The organism is Vibrio rotiferianus CAIM 577 = LMG 21460 (genome assembly GCF_002741985.1).
Classification (GTDB): domain Bacteria; phylum Pseudomonadota; class Gammaproteobacteria; order Enterobacterales; family Vibrionaceae; genus Vibrio; species Vibrio rotiferianus.
The window spans coordinates 259,436-280,878 of sequence record NZ_APHW01000108.1 but is presented as its reverse complement, the minus strand read 5'-3'; the positions used below and the strand labels follow the sequence as shown (position 1 = coordinate 280,878).

The following is a 21,443-nucleotide window of genomic DNA, read 5'->3' as shown; positions in this document are numbered from 1 at the left end:
GTGGCGGCTATAAAGATGAGAACAGTTTTGCAGGGAGACTTCTTATATTGATTTTCATTTTGAAAACAGAATGCTCTCTGTTTCTGGCAAAGTGACGTGCTACGGATGTAAATCAAAGATCAGTTGAACGGAAGTTCTTATACTCGCAGCTAGGTTAATGAACTCAGAAACGAGGCTATGAGCCAAAACGATATTCAAGCCAAGATTGCCAGCTTTACTTGTATCGAAGAAGCATTGGATTACTTCGATATTGGTTTTGATAGCCGCTTTATTGATAAACACAGAGTGGAGTTAGTGAAACGCTTCAATGGCTATTTGATTCTGACTAAGCCTGAAGATTGGTTTGCGGCTCGCCGTGCATTAAAGAACGCATACTGCAAGGTGCAACGCAGTTTACTGGATAAAACTACACGCTCAGCTTGTCGTGGTTGCACTTCTTGTCAGCGTCGTTAGTACTCTTTTCAACAGCGAACAATAATGTCAGTAAGCTCTGAGCGCTAAAACACAAACCCCGCAGATGTACTCAAGCGCATCTGCGGGGTTTTTGTCTATTCAACTTGCCTATTCAAATAAGTAGGCTGAACTAAGCCAGCCCACCGACTTAGTTTGCTTGGTAAGTTGGATAATCCAACAGACCTTTTTCGTTACCACCAAACAGCGTCGCAGGATCGTGAGCTGCTAGCGGGTAATCGTTCTTGATACGGTTCGGTAGGTCAGGGTTCGCGATGAACGGGCGACCAAAGCCAACCATATCTGCCAAACCACTTTCTAGCGCTTGAGCAGCTTTCTCTGTGTTGTAGCGACCAGCGTAAATGATGGTGCCCTTGTATGCTTCACGCACGGCTGTTTTGAACTCAGCAGGGGTATCTGGCGCGTCATCCCAGTCGACTTCCGCAATGTGCATGTAAACGACGTTTAGCTTATTAAGCAGTACCGCAGCAGCTGTGTACGTTTCTACCGGTGTATTATCTACAGTACCGTTTAGTGATGTAAACGGAGCCAGACGAACACCAACGCGATCAGCACCAATCGCTTGAGTCATGGCTTCAACCACTTCACCCAAGAAACGCAGACGGTTTTCAACTGAACCACCGTATTCATCTGTACGGTTGTTTGCTTCAGAATCGATGAACTGGTTTACAAGGTAGCCGTTTGCTGCGTGCAGCTCGATGCCATCAAAGCCCGCTTCAATCGCATTCAATGCCGCTTGACGGTACTCTTCGATAACCACTTTGATGTCTTCTTTAGTCATCTCACGTGGTTCTACCACGTCAACGAAACCAGGCTCATCTGTGCCGTTATCAATAAATACTTTCACGTTTTCTGCTTTTAGTGCAGAAGAAGAAATTGGTTGTTCGCCACCGATGTTGTCAGGGTGAGTTACACGGCCTACGTGCCAAAGCTGAGCGAAGATCGCACCACCTTTTGCGTGTACAGCGTCAGTGACTTTTTTCCAGCCTGTGATTTGTTCTTGGCTGTAAATACCCGGTGTCCAAGCATAGCCTTGACCCATAGGTGAAATCTGTGTGCCTTCTGCAACAATCAAACCCGCAGATGCGCGCTGTGCGTAGTACTCAGCCATCATGTCGTTTGCGACATTACCAGGTTGGCTTGCACGAGAGCGAGTCATTGGTGGCATAACGATACGGTTCTGAAGGGTTAGAGAACCAAGTTGTACAGGTTGAAACAATGTATCTTTCATGACTAACCTCGTTATTTGCTTGTTTGAATCAATTCGATTTGGTAACCGTCAGGGTCTTTAATGAATGCGATGTGAGTTTCACCGCCTTTCATTGGACCTGGTTCACGAGTGACGTTGCCACCAAGTACTTTGATTTTGTCGCATGCAGCGTAAATATCTTCACAACCTAATGCCATGTGACCGAACGCGTTACCTAGGTCATAGCTGTCTGTGTCCCAGTTGTAAGTCAATTCAATCGTCGCGCTGCCTGGTTGGTCGGCGTTACCAACAAACACAAGCGTGTAGCGATATTCTGTGTTTTCGAAGCGATCAAGCTCGCTCATACCAAGAACTTTGGTGTAAAACTCGATGGACTTATCTAAGTCAGCCACGCGGATCATAGTGTGAAGAAATTTCATAGTTAACCTTCTTATCTCGGCTTGTTAGCTATCGTTGGAGTGACAGAGTCATCTCAACAAGCAACCTTGTTGAAGCTAAAGATAAAATGAACGTAATGAAACGTAAAATTATCGTTGATTATAATTTTGATAATGTATTTTTATAGGGGCGTGATTTATTTGACGTGCAAGAACAGTGTCAATTGGAAACAATGTTTACAGAGCGCTCACTGAAGGGTAATTGGCATATGCTAATAACTTTTAAGGACGATCTTATGTGTGAAACATTAACCTCCCATCACTATTGCGCAGTATGTTCCAAAGGGAACCCTTACTCATTAGGGGTGGAATACCAAACTCAAGATAAAAGCAGCGTAGTCGCATCATTTATAGTAAACGAACATCACCAAGGTTATAGCGGTTTACTGCATGGCGGCATTGCAACATGCTTGGTGGATGGTGCAATGACTCATTGTTTGCTAGCAAATGGAGTGAAGGCGTTGACCGCTCAATTAGAAATGCGCTTTCATGCACCCATTGAGATCAGTGAAAAGCTACGTGTCACTGCAAGCATCGTGAAAGAAACAAGAGGCATTTTCCATTTGGTTGCAAGCTTAGAAGTCGGTGATGAAACTCGAGTATCTGCAACGGCCAAGTTCGTTCGCCCCAAACCTTAGATGACGGCTAATATCAAATTTTTGGCCGAAAGCGTGAGCGATAGAGTTGAGATTGTGGCAACGTAAAAGTAGCAAAGGAGGCAGGATGTTAGAAATTAGACGCTTTGAAAGTGGTGATGAAGAAACATTGAGAACGCTTTTCTACTATACGGTCAGAAAAATATGTATAAACGATTATACGGACGCACAGGTAAGCGCTTGGGCACCAAACATCTATGTAGCTGACGACTGGAACAAGAAAATAGCGTTATTAAATCCATTTATCGTGCTACTTGATGGACAAGTTGTTGGGTATGCAGATTTACAACCAGATGGATATGTCGATCACTTCTTTTGTCACTGGCAACATCAAGGGAAGGGAGTTGGCACAGCGTTGATGCAGCAGTTAATCGCAGAGGGTGCGCGAAACTTCAACCATCGCTTATACGCTAATGTCAGCTTAACCGCAAAACCGTTTTTTGAACGTCACGGATTCATTGTAGCTAAGCAGCAGTCGGTAGATATCAGAGGGCAAACGCTGACTAACTTTTTAATGGAAAAGGATCTTAATAAATAGAGGAATTACCATGATTCCTCTATTTATCACGAGCCAATATTATCTGTTCTTTTCAATTACACTAATTGAGATTGCCAGAAATAATATATCTTTTACTAAGAAGAAGTTCGTTATTAAAATTCCATCAGACACTTTCCAAGTATTTGGTGTTGTGATCAGGAAGCTAAGTGTAGATAGAAAAATTACGGTAGCAAAAACACCTGAAAAGAAGCCGACCTTTCGATTTTTTAAACCTACTACCAATCCAATAGCAACAATAATTTCCACTGCGCCAATAAGGTTTGATACGGCTTGCACGGATATAACGGAGTACAACCACCCCATGGCAGGATGATTCTCTACTAATGGTTTAATGAGGTCTGCTTCAGTCGGAGTAAACTTGTATATACCGATCCAAGCTAATACCAATGCTACCCCAAGAACCCCAAGACTATAGCCAATATTTCGTTCGCTAACAGCAGTCATGTTTTTTTGCATAAATGTGCTCCATTAATAAGTTACATGGAGGAGACCTTGTTGTATAAAATAAAATTTCAAAAAATAATCAAGATATTATTTTTTTTAAACAGCTGTATTTAAACTATTGAACAGAACAGAACAGAACAGAACAGAAGTACGGGTGTTCTGCACTTCGCCGCTTGTGTGTGCTTAGTTTTTGTCAGGTGCTGACTCTAACTTCTTGTTACATGGTTTACTCACTAAGGAAGAGGGGGCTTTCAATTGTTACAAATAAAATGTTATAACATAACAATTGATGTTCCCGATTATCTCAAGTCTCATGAATTTTGTTCGCTATTCACTTATTGCTGTTGCAGCTACTGCATTCTCTCTCGCAGCTTACCTCACCTACCAAGCAGAAACGAAACCAGAAGAAATTATCATTAAGGTGACGCCTTATGCTCAGATTAAAAAAACAGATGGTGTCGAAGTTGATGAAGTAACACCAAAAAACCAGCTTGCTACAGAAAAGTATGACAACATCGCCCGCATTCACTACTTCGTCAAAGTAGGGGATACACTCAGTACCATTTTTTCTTCATGGGGTGTTCCTTACGAAACCACGCAAAAACTGCTTAAAGCTGATATAACTTCACTTAAGCTCGATACCATTAAGCCGGGAGATCATCTTGAGCTTATGGTTGATAGAGACTCCAAGACTTTAAAACAAGTTATTTTTCACGAGAGCCTCGTTGAACGCGCTGTCTACACACGAAACGACGATAGCTCGTTTGCCTATGACTTTGTTGAAGAACCTGGTGAATGGCGCGAGGAAATGTACTCAGGCACGATTAACGTTAGCTTCTCTTCTTCTGCTCATCAACAAGGACTAACCACCACCCAGATTGCCAACATCACACGTGTATTGCGCGACAAAGTGAATTTTACCCGTGAGCTTCGTGCTGGAGACAGTTTTCACGTGTTGGTACTTCGTCAGTATGTTGATGATCATTTGACGGGCAACACGGAAGTGCAGGGCATTGCAATTAAAATGCATGGTAAAGACGTAGAAGCGTTTTTGGCTCAAGATGGCCGCTTCTATGATCGTGATGGGAACAGTCTAGAACAAGCGTTTAACCGCTACCCAATTGATAAGCAATACCGTCGTATCACTTCACCATTTAACCCTTACCGAAAACACCCAGTGACGGGGCGAATTTCTCCTCACAATGGTACTGACTTCGCGACGCCAGTTGGTGCTCCTGTATATTCAACCGGTGATGGAAAAGTGGTCGCGGTTCGTAACCATCCATACGCGGGCAAGTATCTAGTGGTTGAGCACAACAGTGTCTATAAAACTCGTTACTTGCACCTGAGCCGCTTTTTAGTAAAGAAGGGTGAGCATGTTAAGCGTGGGCAGAAGATTGCGCTTTCAGGTGCGACAGGACGTCTAACAGGACCACACTTGCACTTCGAAGTACTGGTGCGCAACCGCGCGGTTGATGCGATGAAAGCAGATCTTCCATTGGCAAGTTCGATTCCAAGTAAAGACAAGCCCGCGTTCTTGGCAAAAGTCTCAGAGTTTGATGATATGGTTGCCACAGAGCAAAGCGCGAGCCACGCAAAACCCGTCGAGGGTAAACAGGTTTCTTAATAGCAATAAACAAAGGCAGGCTTCGGCTTGTCTTTGTTGCTTTTGGAGTTGGGGAATAGACAAATATTCACCACCTTAGTCGCTACCTAGGTAATGTGATGTGGTAAAGTTTGGTGGCACAATCCGATTTAAATTAGCCAAAATACAAGTAGTAACGAGTGGAGGGTGAATGCAAATACCAATACCAACGGTAGGCTTTGACCATAACAAATCTAATCAAGCGGAGATTGAAGTCTTCGATCTAAAAAGCTTACATGGACAAGAGTACAGAAGTCATTCACCCCAGAAGCCACACCGCATTACTTTCTTTATGATGGTTTATATTGAACAAGGCAGTGGTGTGCACATGGTGGACTTTAAACAGTATCCGTTTGAGTCAGGTAGCATTATCTTTGTTCGTCGTGAGCAAGTGCAAGCTTTCGACTTATCGCAAAAGCCTTCCGGTAAAGTGATTCTATTCACTCAAGCGTTTCTCGACCAAGTGCATGCAAACATGCGCCTACCCAGCTACACACCAACACACTTAAATCAGACTCATTCTCCGGTATTGAACTTAGATGACGAGACGCGTTTAAGTGCAAAACTGCTCATTGGCGAAGTGATTAAAGAGATGGAAAACAAGCGTTCCGATCCATTGATTGTTATGTATTTGTTCTCATCTTTTGCGTTGATGCTGCATCGTCTGCGTCCTGAAGAGCGCCATGACAAGTTAACCAAAGAGCAGAGCTACAAGCTGGCTCGTTTCTTTGATTTACTCCAAGCCAATTATGAGCGAATTCGTGATGCGAACTGGTACGCGGGGCAGATAGGGTCAACCTACAAAACACTAAATGTGATTTGTAAGTTGGCGACAAACTTAACCGCGAAACAGATGATTGATGCGTTTGTCACGATTGAGATAAAGCGACGCTTGGTTGTCAGTAATGTTACCAGCCAACAGTTAGCTTTTGACTTTGGTTTTGAAGATGCGAGTAATTTTGTTCGATACTTTAAAAATCAGACAGATATGACGCCAAGCCAATTTCAGAAGCAGTACAAAGAACCCCAGTTATGATATTGAATATGAACGTACTTTGGTGTTCATGTTCGATATTGACCATTTTTCGACGCATATTCACACAGACGAGTCTATGATTCATTTTTATTATTATTCCCAAGCCAATAAGAGGAAAATAATATGAATAAATTGACTCGCTTTTTCGCTAGCTCTGTCATCGCATCTACTGTTTTTGCAAGTGTTTCTTTCGCTGTAAACGCCGATGAGTTACCGAATCGAGACAAAGCCGTTGCCGTTATCTCAAGCATAGAAACTGGCGACCAAACGGCTATTTCTTATATCAACCCAAACAAGTACATTCAGCACAACCTTGCTGTTGCAGATGGTTTAGCGGGCTTTGGAGAAGTGATGAAAATGCTGCCGGAAGGCAGTGCTAAAGCGAAAGTAATTCGTACCATTCAAGATGGTGATTACGTTGCCTTGCATACCGAGTACGATTTTTTCGGACCAAAAGCGGGTTTTGATATCTTCCGTTTTGAAGATGGGCTGATCGTTGAGCATTGGGATAACTTACAAGACGTGGCGAAACCTAACCCAAGTGGCCGAACTCAATTTGACGGTGCAACAGGAATAACAGACGTAAACAAAATAGATGAGAATAAAGCCATTGTTTCTGATTTTGTTCAAACCATTCTGATGAAAGGGGACATGTCTCAGATCAGTAAGTTTATCGGTGAGAAAGACAGTGACTACATCCAACACAACGTTGCGGTTGCTGATGGTTTAAGTGGACTGAGCGTTGCGCTAAAACAATTAGCGGAAGCGGGTATGCCGATGGTGTACAGCAAAAATCATTTGATTCTCGGTGAAGGGAACTTCGTGTTATCAGTGAGCGAAGGCCAGTTCATGAACCAACATGTAGCGTTTTATGACTTATTCCGCGTCGACAACGGTAAGATTGTAGAGCATTGGGACACGATTGAGGCGATTCCACCGAAGTCAGAGTGGAAGAATGGTAATGGTAAGTTTGGTTTTTAATAAACCCTTTTCGCTTTGTTAAGTTCTACTTAGAAAGAAGCCGTCAATATTAGACGGCTTCGGTGGTTGTTATAATGTAGGAAACTGGCGGCATAATAACATCTCAAACTTCTACAAATTAAACTAATTTCATAATGGCAAAAAAGTGCTATCGGTTTCGATTTAAAAAATGATCTCCGGCCTCAAGTCACCCGTAATTCTCGGGTGATAGCGTTTTTAACGCTAAGAAAGGAGACTGATAATGAACACTTTTAAATGCACACTCAAAAGCCTGATCGTAAGTATTGCTCTATTCTCACTATTCAGCACCAGCGCTCTGGCAAAAAAACCTAAATGGGCAGATGAAATAGACGCAAGTATCGTTGAATTCGCCGTTGGGGCATCGGGCGAACCGTTTGATTTTGATGATAATGGGGGTGATTTTGACATCCTCGTTGCTGCGCTCATCGCCACTGGAACCGTTGCTATTTTTGATGGCACTGAGTACACAGTATTCGCGCCTACTGACCAAGCATTTTATGACCTTACAGGAACGTCGACCGATGCAGACGCATTCAATGCAGCCGTTGACTTGCTCGAAGTAGAAGGCGTGGCAGCGGTACTTGCTTATCATGTGACGCTTGATACTCGCAACTCACGTTCTGTCGTAAGAGCAAAAAAAATAAATATGCTTGATGGCAACACCATCAGTTTTGAAAACGGGTTGATCATGGCAAACAAGTCGGAAGCAGGGTTGGTCGATATTGATAACAAACTGAGAGATGGTATGGTTCATGTAATCGACACAGTGCTACTGCCTTAGCGTTAACAGCCTGAACAATAGAAATTTAAGTATTTAAATAGCGACCTTTATGGTCGCTTTTTTCATTATGCCTATGAATTTATAAAGTGTGATGTTTGCTAAGCTTTTGTCTTTTATTATTAAAGTTGTTGCATTTTCTTCAGATAAAGTAACTGAACATTTACATCTAACGTCGGGTCTTCGATGGCTTGGCTTTCAGTTGTCAGTATCAAAGTGCAAGGCTTAAACACCCCTGTAGATGGACATTAATAAATTGCGTTGAGACAATCAGAATGAAAAGAATAATCTTATTAGCCGTTTGTGCCATGTTTGGCATTGCTGTCATGGCGAGTATGGCGTCGACCTATCTTATATCCAGTCAAAAAATAGATGACATCATCTTACACAAATCTCAAGTTCAAGCAGAGTTCCTAGCTGAAAATGCGGGTTATATTCTAGAGAACTCACAACAGCCATTAGAAGATCTACAAACCCTTGTTGACGGTTTAAAGCAACGTTCAGATGTTAGCTATGCGATTGTGATTGATAGCAATGTTACGGCGGTTGCACACAGTGACAAGCAGAAGCTCAACAAAACATACGAGGATGACTACACGGTCGAAGGAGCAACGAAAGGCGTTCAGCAATATTCCAAGTGGTATGCGGATGTACAAGAGGTGTGGGTATTCGACATTATGTCGCCAATCTATGTAAATGGTCAGCTGTATGGCACATTCGATATCGGTATTCCAATTACTGAAGTAAGCCAGGCGACTAATGGCATCATTGCCTATCAGCTTGGCTCAATGGTTGTCATATTCGTGCTGTGTGTTGTTGTGCTCTCATTATTATTGGGCAAACTGATGCAACCTCTATCGGTGCTTAAGAATGCATTAAATGATATTTCACAAGGCGATGGTGATTTAACGGTCCGCTTGCCGATTAAGGGAAATGATGAAGTCGCGCAAATATCATCGGCATTTAATTTATTTGTTGAAAAGGTACATGGCATTATCTCTCAAGTCGTCAACACTGGGGTCGAACTTAATGGTTCAGCCATCGCGCTTCGAGAGCAGTCACAACAAGCTCTTTCGCGAGGCCAAGAGCAAAATGAACAAACAATGCTGGTGGTCACTTCTATGAACGAAATGATCGCAACGGTAAATGAAATTGCATCAAACGCAGCGGGCGCAGCCGGGGCGGCTAGTACAGCGACTGACGAGACGCAAGCGGGATATCAAACGCTTCAAAGAACAACAACGGCGATCAGCAATCTTGAAACAGAGATGAATAGTACGTCTAGTATTATTGTTAGCTTGGCTGATAACACACAGTCGATCGGCACTATTCTAGAGGTAATTCGAGGGATCTCTGAGCAAACGAACTTATTGGCGCTAAATGCAGCGATTGAGGCTGCGCGTGCGGGAGATGCTGGCAGAGGTTTTGCAGTTGTTGCGGATGAGGTTCGTAACCTTGCAACAAAAACCGCTCAGTCAACGGACGAGATTGATTCAATGATCAGCCGCTTACAAACAGAAGCACAGAATGCGGTGAACTCAATGAGCAATAGTAAAGCGTTGATAGAAGAGGGAACCACGGAAACGGAGTTGGCTCGACAGGCATTAGAAGCGATTTCTAAGCAAGTAATGACCATCCTTGACATCAATACCCAAGTTGCGACAGCGACGGAGCAGCAATCGACCGTGGCTAACGAGATCAACATGAACATGGATACAGTGAGTAACTCAGTTAAGCATGGCTTAAATGCGAGTCAGCAACTAGAGCAATCAAGCCAACAATTGGCCGAGCTTTCTCAAACCCTCGACCGCTATGTCGGTGCGTTCAAAATCTAACTAGCGTGAGGAAACAAAAGGCGACCAGTAGGTCGCCTTTTTTGTTGGCTAGTAGGTGATGGATTAAGAACGACTAGGGAGTAATTCCTGTAAACGTTACCGCTTGGCGCTTACCGTCGTCTACTAAACCAACGTGTTTAACCTTGCCCTTGAAATAGTATGGAGTGAAGCTTGGCATTGGCTTCTGTTCATTCGCATAGTATAAGGTGATCGGTTGATGGTTTAACGCACCAGACGTTAGCGTGCCGATTAACGCGTGTTCAAACTGATGATAACCATTGCCCCAATGGAACGCTTTGGTTGATTTTGGTTCGAGGCCAATGCCTCCATATTGATGATCGACCATGCATCCATAAAGGTGCGAGTGGTGTATGGTAGTACGTTTCCAACCTTGCTATCTAGGATGGCAAGTGTCATTGCAGACTGGTCGAGCTCAGCCCACTCCCATGAAGAACTGCCATTAGAGTATGGCCGACTTTGCCAAGCTGGAATTGCTTTGTTCGCCCATTCGTTTTGTAGTTCTGCGGAGAAATAGTCGCTGACGGGGTCAAATGGGAACTGATATTCGGCACGTTCCAGAGTGGTTCTCATACCTTCTATAGCAAACTGCTGCCAATCAGATGCTTGCAACTGTTCGCCAACGAGATAAGTCATCCAATACGCTTTGATCGTATGACCAAAGTCGTTGTGCTTAGCGTTGGGTTGCATTACCGCTTTATGATGAATAGCACCGTAGAAGCGCTGCTCCTTATCTGAGTGATAGTGCTCAACTAAGGTGTTAGTTAACCACTTAAGATCATTTAGCCATTGTGTTTTGTAAGGCTGAGGAAGCAGAGGCGCGACCAAAAGCATATAGCCATTAATTTGGTCCAGTTGCGCGACCAACTCATGCTGCTTTGCACTCTGTTCATCGCCATCCTCCAATACCCAAGCTAGGCCAACTTCATCGTTCACTTTGTAATTATCGAAGATAAACTTTTGCTGTTCGATAAGCACTTTCTCTACGTTTGGATCTCGTGTCAGGTAGTAATACATCGCTAGCCCAACGAGGGCATAAGCTTGGTCTTGTGACGTACGTTGCGTCCACTTTAAGCCCACTTGTTTGTTTTGCGTAAATGAGACAAAGCCGCCGTGCTCTTTATCTTGCAATTCGTTGATAAGGTAATATGCACCTTTCTTAGCAAGCTCAAGAGCCTGTGTGTCCCCAGTTAGGTGATAAAGTACCCCATAAGCGTACGTTTGGCGTGACTTCATACGGGTGTATTCACGACCAAAGTGAGGAGTAATCCAGCCACGGTTTAATTCAGGGCAAACATTTTCCGTATCTAGCTTGCGGCCGTCGTTGCAACGGAAAGTAGGGAAGTTCCCAATAGGATCCCCGTAGGCTTTCTCATCCATCCAATATGGGGCTAATCCCTTTTTGACGTGGTTCAACCAAGCCTGAGTTGATGGGAAGCTCGTTGATATCGTTCTTTCTGGAATAGCGTTTTCACCTGTTGCCGCAAATGACAGCGTACTGGTGGCGAGGGAAAGCGCTACTATTAACGACTTTGTCGAATAGTCCATAAAGCAAGTCCTTGAAAGAAAAGAAAGAGTATATCGGTAGATACCCTATACAAACCGTTGAACTAGTCGGGTTTTCAATTCGTTAGAATGATAAGGTTATCAACCGTTTTTAATGGAGCGGGCAGGATTTCCGACGACGCGATCTCCGGCTGCAACATCTTTGGTTACCACGGAGCCAGCTCCTACAACAGCTTCTTCTCCGATGGTTACTCCTGGCATGATGATGGCACCGCCTCCAATCCATACATTGTCTTTGATTGTCACTGGTTTGGCCGTTTCATCTCCAGCAAGGCGTTGCTCGGTTTCTAAAGCATGTGCAGCGGTATAGATTTGAACTCGTGGACCAATCATCACGTTTGCACCAATAGCGACCTTCCCATTATCTAATATGATCGCATCCCAGTTGATATAGCTACTTTTACCAATGGTTAGGTGGCAGCCGTAGGTAAGTTGGAGTGGCGCTTGGATACATGCTCCTTCACCTAAGCTCACGCCCATACTGGTCAGTAGTGCATGACGTTTTTCTGCGTCTGATTCATGATTGAATTTGAAGATCAATGCTGAAGTATTATCACGCATCATCTGAAGCTCTTTGTCCAAGCAGTTATACACCTCACCTGAACGCATACGATTAAGTTCTGACATGTTTGCCCTTAAAGCTAAATAGTGCAATTACACACAAATATAAAGCCTTGAGAGCGTTAACTAAAATCCAAACAGAGAAAACCCGAATACCATCACCAAATTCTATTTATTCGGTACTTGACGCAACGAAACCGTGGAATATACGGGAGGGTGTACTAGGTTATATAGATGCGTACAAGCGTATTGGGCAGACAGGCTTCTGAGGTGTATTTAATATTCGTTCGAAGCTTTCTGTAATTAAAGCATCAAATGCTTCGGATTCGCTAGATGGGAGGAATCAAGCTTTGAGTAACTCAAATGAAAATCTAGAGAAAGTTCTCGCGAAGGCCCTTACTACTTCATTGATTCGGTTTTCAGTAACGACACTTATCGTTATTGTCTGTTGGTGGGCGTTCTTACCTTTTCTGCCTATCTTGCTTTGGGCTCTCGTACTGGCAATTGCACTCTATCCAATCAAATTATTGATAGAAAGAAAGTTCAGTTTGAGTTCTTCTCGATCTGCAACATTGATTGCCATTGTCGGAGTGTTGCTCCTCGGTACACCGACAGCAATGGTTGGTAACTCGTTTGCTTCTAAGACGCTTGGTGCCCTTGAGTCGTATCGAGATGGTACGTTGGTTGTCTCCAAACCAGCAGACAGTGTGAAAAGCTGGCCCTTGGTCGGTGAGAAAGTTCATGCGGTTTGGTATGAAGCCGCAGATGATCTGCCAACTTTTATTGAGAAGCGTCAGCCGCAGATTAAGACCTTCTTTAGCTGGTTTGTGGATAGTGCGACAGGCGCAGCGAAAAGCATGTTTATGTTGATTGGTGCGATTATTATCGCAGGTATTATGTTGGCCTGGGCACAGCCTGCAGCAAAATCGATACGTAAGATTTTCATTAGTTTTACTGATGAAGTCAGAGGGTCAGACTTGCATGAGCTCACTACGGCAACCATCAGGCAAGTTGCAGTGGGTATTATTGGTATCGCTTTCTTAACAGCAATGGCATTTGGTGGCGTTGTTGCATTATCAGGCGTACCTGCTGCGGCCTTGTTTACGCTTATCGCATTAGTCTTCGCTATCGTTCAGCTTCCGGTCACCATCATTGCTTTAGTCGCAGTCGGCTTATTGTGGGCGGGGGATAGTGGCACGGTTCATAACGTCATCTTTACCATTTTACTGATCGCCGCTAGTTTAATTGATAACTTCTTAAAGCCATTGATACTGGGTCGTGGTTTAGATGTCCCCATGCCGATTGTTCTAATTGGTGCAGTTGGCGGCATGATGTCTGGTGGTATTCTGGGCATGTTCATCGGTGCGGCATTCTTAGCGGCTGGCTATCAAGTGTTTATGAAGTGGGTAGACACGGAGACTCAAGACGTTGCCGAAGTCATTGAAAATGCGGGCGTTGGAGAAGAAAACAAAGAAGCAAAAGACTGACCGACTATACAAGTAACAAGACGGTCTATTTTGAGGCCGTCTTGTTATGAGAACCTTGAATTTAGTTGTTTTCTACAGCGCTCAGGTATTTAGCCATAAGGCGAATCTCTTCATCCGTGTAGTGTTCCATTGCTACCTCCATGGTCATGAACAAGCCGTTTTTACGTTTTTTCATCTTGTAATCTTTCATTTGATTGAAGAGGTAAAGTTCGTTTTGTCCACCGATTTTCGGGTACATAGGCATCACTGGCTCATTTCCGGTTTCACCATGGCACGTGGCGCAACCACCTTTCCCAGGGGCGATATATAGCGCTTTGCCTTTTTCAGTCTCAGGGCTGGAAAAAGCAGAGAAGCTGATGGAGACAATAAGTAAGATAAGCATACGTTTCATGACTACAGCTCCTCTCTTAAGCAAGTTAGCCAGTCTTGAATCACTTCGGGGGAGTGCTTGATATACCCAGAATAACGAAACTTGGTTTCACCATTAATCACTACCAATGTGGCTGGTAACCCTTGAAAACCGAGCGCGTGAATTGCTCCCATATCTGCTTCAATGGTTTTCGGTAAGTGATGAATACCCAATTTAGAAAAACGCTGTTCGATGGCCGGAAGATTATCCCCAATGTGTACTGTTTCAACACTAAAGTGTTCGTTATTCGCTATGCTGTCGAGCGCAGGCAACTCCTTTAAACAAGGAGGGCACCAAACCGCCCATAGATTGACCAAGCTTACTGGGCTTTTTAACTCGGTAAGCTGATAAGCTGCGTTTTCTAGTTTAAACCCCTCTGGGGTGGTGCATTCTTTTGCTGTTATCGAGAAGCTCAAGCATAACGTTACGCTAACCAGTGCAAATGAGGTCCATTTATTCATTGATATACCTCTTCAAACTTTGACCGATCTTTGCGCCACCTTCACCATAACCAAATACATCGATAAGCTCTCTGTCTGGTCCGTAAAGGTAGATGTAGGCAGAGTGGTAAACTTCATATTGTTTTGGGAGAGGGGGATAAATCGGTTTGCCTTCAAGAGAATAGCCATAGGTTGCTTTCATACTCTTTGCTATTGCTTTGATCTGCTCTTGAGTTCCGGTTAATCCAACCATTTTGGGATCAAAGTACTTTACATACATGTCCAAGTTTTCAACAGTATCGCGGTTAGGGTCAACAGAGATAAAGATTGGCGTAACCTTATCGGCCTCCTCTTTTAACGAATTCACCGCGGTCGCTAAATCGATAACAGTGGTGGGGCAAATGTCTGGGCAACTGGTGTAACCTATACCCATTAATAAGAATTTCCCTTGCCAGTTTCTCTCGGTCACAGTACCTAAGGTATTCTCTTTCAGTTCAAACTTTAAAGGTTTAGCCGCGGCGCTAAAACTCAGCAAGCATGCCGCTAGAAAAGCGTAGATAGTGTAGGAAGTTTGTCGTCTCATCGTACGTTCCTTTAGTGGCATACAGTATTTGTAATGCCCATTGCTAGCAGGTGGGGCTTGGCGAGCTTGGTGTCGATCGCTTTCAACACCTTGTTGGTGCGGATGTCGTACACGAACAGTTTTGAAGAGCCTTCTTGCGTTGCAAACAGCGTCTTTGAGTCTGAAACCACAACCACTTCTCGTAAGTCACTTTTTAACGAGACTGATTGAACTGGTGTGTTGGTCGAAAGCTCAAAAATGTCCAGAGCTCCCTTTGATTCAATGATGCCCATTGTCTCTATCCAACCAGTACGAATAGACTTTGGAGCCCCGGTAAGCTTGAGTTCTTTGACAACTTCACCTCCCCAAGATTCGATAACTTGCGCTTGGCCACTTTCACTGGCAAGAACGATATATTCAGAATCTGAACTTACGTAAGGACGCCAAGGTTGTGAGTCGAAATGGAAGGTGTTGAATTCCATTTCCATAGAGAGATCCCAAACAACAACGGAATTATCTTTATATTGGGAAGTAAGCGCTAAGCGCGCGTCTGGTGACAAAGTCAGTTCAGAAACGTCACCTTCACCGACATTGATATAGCTTCTCTGACCATCGTGATTACGATAAATAAGCGTTTTTCCTGACTTGCTTTCTGAAACATACAAGTTGTAGCCACCGTTATCAAAGTTCATGCTAAACGGCGATTTGATGTCGGTAATCGTGGCGACATATTCACGTTTTAGCGGTTTAATAATGTCTATGCAGTCCTTCATTGCCACTGCCAGTTGGGCTTCATCAGCATGAAAGGTAATCTCTGTTGGAACACCTTCCATCTCCATCTGCCAATGTGTCTTTTTAACTAAGTCGTAGACGAAGACGGTTGGTGTTTTTCCGTCGATGTAAACGAGAACGTCTTGTACGTCTGACACTTCAAGATGAATCGGTTTTGCCTTGAGTTCGATCTGGTCTGTGTAGGAAAACGTAAAGGTGTCAATCACGGCGACGTTTTTAGATTCATCGTCAGAAATGAATGCCCAACGAGCACCATCGTCATATCGACCTTCGATATCGGCGTACGCAGAAAAGGTAAGCAAAGAGGTAAGTAGGGAAATTAAAATCTTGTTCATAGTAACCTCGAACAATAGAAAGCATCATCGCAATCGAGCCATAAATGATTTTTGGGGCGACGTTGTTGGTGTGGAAGTAAAGAAGCCCTCAAGAGGGCTTCTTTAAATAACTAAGGGTTGCGAACACAGCGAGTGTAGAACTCGGAGTCTTTCGACATACCGAAACCCTGTCCCGTTAGGTAACCATGCGCCCAACCTTCGTTGTCACCTGTGAATCTCAAATCCAATTGCTCAGGCGTTTGGTTTTTCTTACGAGCCGATAACGGTCTTACGTGAAGCGTAGGGCCGGCAACATCAGAGGTGCTGGTCCAGAAGAATGACTTCACTGGTGTATTCGGGAAAAACTCTTCATCAATAGCTGGAGAAACTTTGTTGTAGTTAACAATTGAGTTCATCTCCTTGATATCTGGAGTGCGCCAGTCATCATAGCCAGCATATTCTAAGTCTTGGCAGTACTTGAGGGAGTCATCGAACTTGCGTTTCACATAATCAATGTTTTGCTGCCACATTCGATTGGTCACTTTTTCTGTGACAGTACCGTCACCGTTATCCACGTACTGCATGTTGTGGTATGCTGCGTCGTTATCCGCGCGAACACAGCGAACCAGCTTGGTTGAAGCAGTATGTTGACCCATGATATGAGCATCAGGGAAACCGACGTGCCAAACGTGATCGTGACGATCAGAAACAGGGAACGTCCAAATACCAGAGTTTTGACGAGGCATGTTCAAGAACACATCGGTATTAATAGCCGGACGGAACTCACCCATGTCAGCGATGGAGAATAGTTCTTTCATTAACGGGAAACGCCAATCTGTGTAACCATCGATTTCTAGGTTTGCGCAGTATTCTTTACCTTCCACCGCCGTCATCCAGATTCGGGAGGAGTCTCGTTCCCACATCAGCTGAGTATTGTTGTCGAGAACGACTTTCCCTGATTCAGAGATAGTGTAGCTAGGCTCATTACCTTGATAGTCAGAATCTTCGCCAAAGGTGTCAGTAAAGTTCTGAATTTGACCTGTTTCTGGTAACTTGAAACCTTTAGGTGCAGGCATTCCGATGCCAGTAATAAACTCTTCCTTTTCAATCGGCTTGACGCGTTGACCAGAAACATAAGCCGCTACATCACGGTAGTCTTGGTCTGACAACATCTTAGCGTAAGGCATCATGATTCCTGCTAATGCACCGTTTGTACGTTTGCCGTCGCGGTAGGCAATCATCTGTTCATAGATGTACGTTGGCATTTGGCCTTTCAATGGCGGGAAGTTTTTCTGAGTTGATGCGCCTTGTTCTCCATGACAGGCTTTACAGGTTCTGTCGTAAGTTTCTTTTCCGCGTTTAAACTCTTCACTTTCCAGTACATCCGGCATTGGGTTGTACTTCATTTTTTGTGCACCAAGCAGGATCGCAGTCGATGCCATATCACGAGGCGGGTTAGCGTAAACGATCTCTTTCATTTGAGAAGAGATACCTGCGTGGCGCTCATTATCCATAGAGAACCATTGGTCTAAGAACCATTGCGGATCAAAGCCTTCAAGCTTAGGGCTCAGCGTTTCAGGCACTTCCTCTTTTGCTGGTCGGTGGCAACCGAGGTAACAACCAAACACAATACGTTTTGCTGCTTTTAGGTCCTTAGGTGATTTCTTTAAATCTTCAAAAGTTCGATTAATGGTGTAATCACCGTATCCATTATCGATGTCTTCTGCTGCAAAAGTGCTACCAGCCAATGCTAAGCTGATGGCAAGTGTCAATGCGGTTGAATGTTTCATTTATAAGCCCTCAGTTGCCGCCAAATTACGAATTCGTTCTTCATCACGTAAACGCATCTCACGCTTTAAGTTAGGGTGGGCGATATCGTAGTGGCAGCTCGAACACTTCCAAGATGGATCGTTAGCTTTGTTGTTAAATGCAAGGTTATGAGAAAAGTCCGATGCAGGTGAGTTTTCGTCCGCACCTTGAGCGCGCTCTTCCAAGCCTCGGTGGCAATTGATACAGCCTGAGTCATAAACATACTCACCACGTTTAGGGTGGAGTTCATCATAATCAAGCGATTCCATACCCAGCACAAATTCTCCCCATAGATGGCGAGTTCCGGATGTTCCTTTTACCCAAAGCTCTTCGACAATATTCGATTTCGGCAGGTGACAATCGATACAATCTGCGACAAAACCATGTTGGTTATTACCGCCATGTATCGATTGAGAAAACGTTTCAGCCATTGGTTTCATCGTATGGCATGACGCACAAAATTCATTGGTACTGAATACATGCAAAACTTCGGTCGCAGGGAGTGCTGAGATCAAACCAATACCGATGCCGACTGCGACAATGGCGAGTTTAACCGAGCGTTTCACTTGTTTAATTTGCTCAATAATTTTCATCATCTCACCTACATTTTATGCTTCGGGGGAAAGTCAGAAGATTTAAGAACGTTCGCTTCACATTGTTGGTCTGAAAGGTAGGTCAGCCATAAGTTGACCGTGTACTTTTCACCGGCGAGTGGGCGCTTCTTAAGGTCCATCAACATAAAGTGCGTTCCACCGCGTTCTAGTTTGGTCACCGTGTTCTTCTTGAGGAACAGTTTCGGAAAACGCTGCATCTTCATAACACCATCTTTCATAATGGTGTTGTGCATTTGAACCTCATTGGTAAGCTCCGGTATTTCCGCTCCTAGAATCGCTTCCGGAGAAGGAAGTCTCAGTGCTTTTACTTCTTCGTCTTCAGTAAAGGTCGCATTAAAAAACAGCCCGGTTTTGTTGACGCCTGGAGCGGGTTCAACGATGACACAGTCGGTAATAGAGACACCTGCATAGGCTTGAGCTGCGCAGAGTAAGCTCAACGTTGTGAATAGCTTTTTCATCTGTTAGATCCTTAGCACAAGGCGTTAAAACTTGAAGTGGAGGCCGATGTTAATGTTGTCATTTCGGTTTTCACCGTTGTTGTTCGCTGGGTCATTGGTTGCTGAATCTTCAGCGTACTCAGCGACTTCAACATAGGTAGAGAACTGTTGGCTAAAGGCATAGTTGAGACTTGCTAGGTAAAGCGTTTGGCTATCTTTATCGGAATCGTCGAAAGCTTTGTGTTGAGCCCCCAGTTTAAAGGTCAGCTTATCTAGAGAGTATTTGCCTGAGATACCATATACCGCGCTGTCGCCTTGGGGATCGTCGTAATTCAGCTCAATGAGGCCACCAAGGTAGAAGTTATCCCAAGTGTAAGAAGACGACAGAGCGTAACGAACGTAGTCATCGTCTTGATGCCCTGGCATTTGTTTCTCGTCGACTTGGGCACGATTCAGTACCAGATCAAAGTTATCGGTCACATACAGTAAGCGCAGGCCAAGAATATCAATGTCTTCTCCATTGCTATTGTCAGGGTTTATGACCGCGAGTTTTGCGTATACACCGTTCCATTTGGGTGTCATATAGGCAAGTTGATTGTCGCCAGACTTTGCTTGACGAAATAAAGCCACATTACTTGAACGATGCATATTGTTGCTTTCAAAAATGTCGACGCGAGAGTAGAGATCTTTATAGGTGCCAGTGGTACCGTTGCCGAAGTAGATGCCGCCGAAATCTTTGGTTATTAGAATTAAGTTTGCTTCGCTAACGCGGGTATCGAAGTCTTGCTCCTCTGTAACCTTTTGAGTTAAATCTTCAGAATACTCAGCTTCTAGGTTATAGATAACACGCAATAGACCAGCATCATGTTTGCCTTTGATGCCTGCATTAGCGCGATGAATTTCTGACTGATAATCTTGTCCCGCTTCCCAACGTACTTGCCCTAAAATGTCGCCATAAAAGTTGGGTGCTTCAAAGGTTGTTGCCGCGACAGGCGTTGTACACAAAGCGAGTGTGGAAAATAGTAAAGGATGTTTTAACTGCATGAATAGACCTACTCTAAGGTGGTAGTTATGAAAAGTTGTGTCGAATTATATAGAGTTGTTCTTTTGGCAATACGCGAGTAGGAAATAGCAGTAATTCAGAAACTGAATAGCAGAGGTGAGATCAAATAAAGGGGTGATATTTTTTTACTTACAGTGATGAAGGGAGAAAATTTACATAATAGTCAGTAATATCTTAGAGACACGATTAGGAGCTAAACATGGATATCGAAGCCGTTAAAATGTTCTCTGTTTTGGCGAAAAAACTAAACTACACCGAAACTGCAAAAGCACTCGATGTAAGCCAACCGACATTAAGCAGAAAAATTAAAGCATTGGAAGAGAGCCTAAATGTTACTTTGGTTCATAGGAGAGGGAGCAGTATTAGTCTTACGCCACAAGGCGAAACGTTTTTGGAGTCGGCTGGCCAAATTCTAGATCTTATCGACCACACTGTAGAAAAGCTTCATGTTGAGCGTAAAGGTATTAGTGGCCTACTGCGTATAGGTTGTTTACACCCGATGGCGAGGTTTTTAACAAAGAGCTTCTTACCGGATTTCCATGAAAAGTATCCGAATATCCACATTCACTTTCATACATTGACGCCAAATACTTTGAGCTTATTTGAAGATGTAGATTTGATGATTGCCCCGTTTTTACCGAACGATGAGTCAGTCGTCTGCAGAAAAGCGTCTCGATTTACACGATGCTGCTACGCTTCCCCAAAATACGTTCAAAAACGTGGCGAACCTAAATATGTTCATGATTTAGAGCTGCACCAATGTATTACTCACACCAACACACCGAGCCAAGAAAGATATTGGAATCTGACGAATGAGAACGGAGACAAGCGTCAGATTGAAGTGACTGGTGACATGACGACAAACTCAATAGACATCGCGATTAATTTGGCTCAAGAGGGGTTTGGTATTGGTTTAATTCCTGATAACCAGGTACGTGAACAAGTGCGTTGCGGCGAGCTGATAAAGCTATTCAATGGTGAATGGTTTGAGGAGGGTACACTCTATATTTTGTATAAACAGAGCATACATACGCCGAAACGCTTTAAGGTGTTTATTGAAGAGTTTGAAGCATTTCATGAACAATGGGGATTACAAAACTGATTTCTCGGGATTTTCAGTCCAAGTGTCGAGAATATAATCAATCCTTGGAACCAATCGCACAAACCTGAGCCTTGAAAAATAACTGACAATTTATAAACGATAGTATTGATCCTTACTGCCAGTATAGGATTAAACATTCGTAATTTTAATGTGTTACAACGCATAAATCCGCAACGAGCCTGGCCAATTTAATAAG

22 protein-coding genes and 1 pseudogene are annotated in these 21,443 nt (G+C 43.8%); 10 read left to right on the top strand and 13 right to left on the bottom strand.

The features are described from left to right. Positions 1-177 precede the first annotated feature (177 nt). Positions 178-453 carry a nitrogenase-stabilizing/protective NifW family protein gene (gene nifW / locus B853_RS23655; RefSeq protein ID WP_005441361.1) on the top strand — a complete coding sequence of 92 codons (276 nt, stop codon included), beginning with the start codon at positions 178-180 and terminating at the stop codon, positions 451-453. Between the two features lie 148 nt (positions 454-601). Here nifW and B853_RS23650 read toward each other — a convergent pair whose 3' ends face one another. After that, positions 602-1,702 carry an alkene reductase gene (locus tag B853_RS23650; protein ID WP_038886622.1) on the bottom strand — a complete coding sequence of 367 codons (1,101 nt, stop codon included), beginning with the start codon at positions 1,700-1,702 and terminating at the stop codon, positions 602-604. An 11-nt stretch (positions 1,703-1,713) separates the two neighbouring features. Beyond that, positions 1,714-2,100: a lactoylglutathione lyase gene (gene gloA / locus B853_RS23645; RefSeq protein WP_038886624.1), complete on the bottom strand. Its 387-nt coding sequence runs from the start codon at positions 2,098-2,100 to the stop codon at positions 1,714-1,716. Between the two features lie 254 nt (positions 2,101-2,354). On the opposite strand from gloA, the gene B853_RS23640 reads away from it, so the two are divergent. Beyond that, positions 2,355-2,756 (top strand): PaaI family thioesterase, encoded by a 402-nt coding sequence (locus B853_RS23640; RefSeq protein ID WP_038886625.1) that lies wholly within the window; start codon positions 2,355-2,357, stop codon positions 2,754-2,756. A gap of 85 nt (positions 2,757-2,841) precedes the next feature. Next, the gene (locus B853_RS23635; protein ID WP_038886626.1) at positions 2,842-3,312 is read left to right on the top strand and encodes a GNAT family N-acetyltransferase; all 471 of its coding nucleotides are present in this window, start codon (positions 2,842-2,844) and stop codon (positions 3,310-3,312) included. A gap of 39 nt (positions 3,313-3,351) precedes the next feature. Here the strand turns inward: B853_RS23635 and B853_RS23630 are convergent, their stop codons facing one another. Further along, complete coding sequence (locus B853_RS23630; protein ID WP_010452111.1) at positions 3,352-3,789, bottom strand: DUF417 family protein; 438 nt, start codon at positions 3,787-3,789, stop codon at positions 3,352-3,354. Positions 3,790-4,090: 301 nt separating this feature from the next. Here B853_RS23630 and B853_RS23625 point away from each other — a divergent pair, with 301 nt between their 5' ends. The 5 genes from B853_RS23625 (at position 4,091) to B853_RS23605 (ending at position 10,073) form a co-directional block, all read left to right on the top strand. Then, a complete protein-coding gene (locus B853_RS23625; protein ID WP_038883903.1) occupies positions 4,091-5,404 on the top strand; it encodes a peptidoglycan DD-metalloendopeptidase family protein in 1,314 nt (437 codons plus the stop codon). Positions 5,405-5,579: 175 nt separating this feature from the next. Continuing rightward, positions 5,580-6,458: an AraC family transcriptional regulator gene (locus B853_RS23620; RefSeq protein WP_038884052.1), complete on the top strand. Its 879-nt coding sequence runs from the start codon at positions 5,580-5,582 to the stop codon at positions 6,456-6,458. A 123-nt stretch (positions 6,459-6,581) separates the two neighbouring features. Next, the gene (locus tag B853_RS23615) at positions 6,582-7,439 is read left to right on the top strand and encodes a nuclear transport factor 2 family protein (RefSeq protein WP_038883905.1); all 858 of its coding nucleotides are present in this window, start codon (positions 6,582-6,584) and stop codon (positions 7,437-7,439) included. Positions 7,440-7,680: 241 nt separating this feature from the next. Continuing rightward, positions 7,681-8,241, top strand: a complete 561-nt coding sequence (locus B853_RS23610) for a fasciclin domain-containing protein (RefSeq protein WP_038883908.1) — start codon at positions 7,681-7,683, stop codon at positions 8,239-8,241. Between the two features lie 272 nt (positions 8,242-8,513). Next, positions 8,514-10,073: a methyl-accepting chemotaxis protein gene (locus B853_RS23605; protein WP_038883910.1), complete on the top strand. Its 1,560-nt coding sequence runs from the start codon at positions 8,514-8,516 to the stop codon at positions 10,071-10,073. Between the two features lie 73 nt (positions 10,074-10,146). Here B853_RS23605 and B853_RS23600 read toward each other — a convergent pair. Together B853_RS23600 and B853_RS23595 are read right to left on the bottom strand one after the other, a co-directional pair. Beyond that, positions 10,147-11,639 (bottom strand): annotated as a pseudogene (locus tag B853_RS23600) (AGE family epimerase/isomerase). Between the two features lie 99 nt (positions 11,640-11,738). Next, a complete protein-coding gene (locus B853_RS23595) occupies positions 11,739-12,284 on the bottom strand; it encodes a sugar O-acetyltransferase (RefSeq protein ID WP_038883914.1) in 546 nt (181 codons plus the stop codon). Positions 12,285-12,568: 284 nt separating this feature from the next. Here B853_RS23595 and B853_RS23590 point away from each other — a divergent pair, with 284 nt between their 5' ends. Next, complete coding sequence (locus B853_RS23590; protein ID WP_038883915.1) at positions 12,569-13,705, top strand: AI-2E family transporter; 1,137 nt, start codon at positions 12,569-12,571, stop codon at positions 13,703-13,705. Between the two features lie 61 nt (positions 13,706-13,766). On the opposite strand, the gene B853_RS23585 is transcribed toward B853_RS23590, so the two are convergent. From B853_RS23585 to B853_RS23550, 8 genes are all read right to left on the bottom strand, one after another. Then, positions 13,767-14,096, bottom strand: coding sequence for a c-type cytochrome (locus B853_RS23585; RefSeq protein ID WP_038883917.1), 330 nt, complete (start codon positions 14,094-14,096; stop codon positions 13,767-13,769). A gap of 2 nt (positions 14,097-14,098) precedes the next feature. Continuing rightward, complete coding sequence (locus B853_RS23580) at positions 14,099-14,575, bottom strand: TlpA family protein disulfide reductase (protein ID WP_038883918.1); 477 nt, start codon at positions 14,573-14,575, stop codon at positions 14,099-14,101. Beyond that, positions 14,568-15,137: an SCO family protein gene (locus B853_RS23575; protein WP_038883920.1), complete on the bottom strand. Its 570-nt coding sequence runs from the start codon at positions 15,135-15,137 to the stop codon at positions 14,568-14,570. Before B853_RS23575 ends, B853_RS23580 begins: the two co-directional genes overlap by 8 nt. 11 nt (positions 15,138-15,148) lie before the next feature. Then, positions 15,149-16,243 (bottom strand): YncE family protein, encoded by a 1,095-nt coding sequence (locus tag B853_RS23570; protein WP_038883923.1) that lies wholly within the window; start codon positions 16,241-16,243, stop codon positions 15,149-15,151. A gap of 110 nt (positions 16,244-16,353) precedes the next feature. Next, positions 16,354-18,012, bottom strand: coding sequence for an Lcl domain-containing protein (locus B853_RS23565; protein ID WP_038883924.1), 1,659 nt, complete (start codon positions 18,010-18,012; stop codon positions 16,354-16,356). Continuing rightward, positions 18,013-18,624, bottom strand: coding sequence for a cytochrome c3 family protein (locus B853_RS23560; protein WP_017190228.1), 612 nt, complete (start codon positions 18,622-18,624; stop codon positions 18,013-18,015). An 8-nt stretch (positions 18,625-18,632) separates the two neighbouring features. Next, positions 18,633-19,103 carry a copper chaperone PCu(A)C gene (locus tag B853_RS23555; protein ID WP_038883926.1) on the bottom strand — a complete coding sequence of 157 codons (471 nt, stop codon included), beginning with the start codon at positions 19,101-19,103 and terminating at the stop codon, positions 18,633-18,635. 24 nt (positions 19,104-19,127) lie between these two features. Continuing rightward, positions 19,128-20,126: a porin gene (locus tag B853_RS23550; RefSeq protein ID WP_038883928.1), complete on the bottom strand. Its 999-nt coding sequence runs from the start codon at positions 20,124-20,126 to the stop codon at positions 19,128-19,130. Positions 20,127-20,344: 218 nt separating this feature from the next. Between B853_RS23550 and B853_RS23545 the strand changes: the two genes are divergently transcribed. After that, positions 20,345-21,247, top strand: a complete 903-nt coding sequence (locus B853_RS23545) for a LysR family transcriptional regulator (RefSeq protein ID WP_038883930.1) — start codon at positions 20,345-20,347, stop codon at positions 21,245-21,247. Positions 21,248-21,443: the final 196 nt, after the last annotated feature.

Bases quoted from the DNA above. Each gene is read 5' to 3' on its own strand.
- nifW (WP_005441361.1), top strand. From the start codon at position 178: ATGAGCCAAAACGATATTCAAGCCAAGATTGCCAGCTTTACTTGTATC.
- B853_RS23650 (WP_038886622.1), bottom strand. From the start codon at position 1,702: ATGAAAGATACATTGTTTCAACCTGTACAACTTGGTTCTCTAACCCTT.
- gloA (WP_038886624.1), bottom strand. From the start codon at position 2,100: ATGAAATTTCTTCACACTATGATCCGCGTGGCTGACTTAGATAAGTCC.
- B853_RS23640 (WP_038886625.1), top strand. From the start codon at position 2,355: ATGTGTGAAACATTAACCTCCCATCACTATTGCGCAGTATGTTCCAAA.
- B853_RS23635 (WP_038886626.1), top strand. From the start codon at position 2,842: ATGTTAGAAATTAGACGCTTTGAAAGTGGTGATGAAGAAACATTGAGA.
- B853_RS23630 (WP_010452111.1), bottom strand. From the start codon at position 3,789: ATGCAAAAAAACATGACTGCTGTTAGCGAACGAAATATTGGCTATAGT.
- B853_RS23625 (WP_038883903.1), top strand. From the start codon at position 4,091: ATGAATTTTGTTCGCTATTCACTTATTGCTGTTGCAGCTACTGCATTC.
- B853_RS23615 (WP_038883905.1), top strand. From the start codon at position 6,582: ATGAATAAATTGACTCGCTTTTTCGCTAGCTCTGTCATCGCATCTACT.
- B853_RS23610 (WP_038883908.1), top strand. From the start codon at position 7,681: ATGAACACTTTTAAATGCACACTCAAAAGCCTGATCGTAAGTATTGCT.
- B853_RS23605 (WP_038883910.1), top strand. From the start codon at position 8,514: ATGAAAAGAATAATCTTATTAGCCGTTTGTGCCATGTTTGGCATTGCT.
- B853_RS23595 (WP_038883914.1), bottom strand. From the start codon at position 12,284: ATGTCAGAACTTAATCGTATGCGTTCAGGTGAGGTGTATAACTGCTTG.
- B853_RS23585 (WP_038883917.1), bottom strand. From the start codon at position 14,096: ATGAAACGTATGCTTATCTTACTTATTGTCTCCATCAGCTTCTCTGCT.
- B853_RS23580 (WP_038883918.1), bottom strand. From the start codon at position 14,575: ATGAATAAATGGACCTCATTTGCACTGGTTAGCGTAACGTTATGCTTG.
- B853_RS23575 (WP_038883920.1), bottom strand. From the start codon at position 15,137: ATGAGACGACAAACTTCCTACACTATCTACGCTTTTCTAGCGGCATGC.
- B853_RS23570 (WP_038883923.1), bottom strand. From the start codon at position 16,243: ATGAACAAGATTTTAATTTCCCTACTTACCTCTTTGCTTACCTTTTCT.
- B853_RS23565 (WP_038883924.1), bottom strand. From the start codon at position 18,012: ATGAAACATTCAACCGCATTGACACTTGCCATCAGCTTAGCATTGGCT.
- B853_RS23560 (WP_017190228.1), bottom strand. From the start codon at position 18,624: ATGAAAATTATTGAGCAAATTAAACAAGTGAAACGCTCGGTTAAACTC.
- B853_RS23555 (WP_038883926.1), bottom strand. From the start codon at position 19,103: ATGAAAAAGCTATTCACAACGTTGAGCTTACTCTGCGCAGCTCAAGCC.
- B853_RS23550 (WP_038883928.1), bottom strand. From the start codon at position 20,126: ATGCAGTTAAAACATCCTTTACTATTTTCCACACTCGCTTTGTGTACA.
- B853_RS23545 (WP_038883930.1), top strand. From the start codon at position 20,345: ATGGATATCGAAGCCGTTAAAATGTTCTCTGTTTTGGCGAAAAAACTA.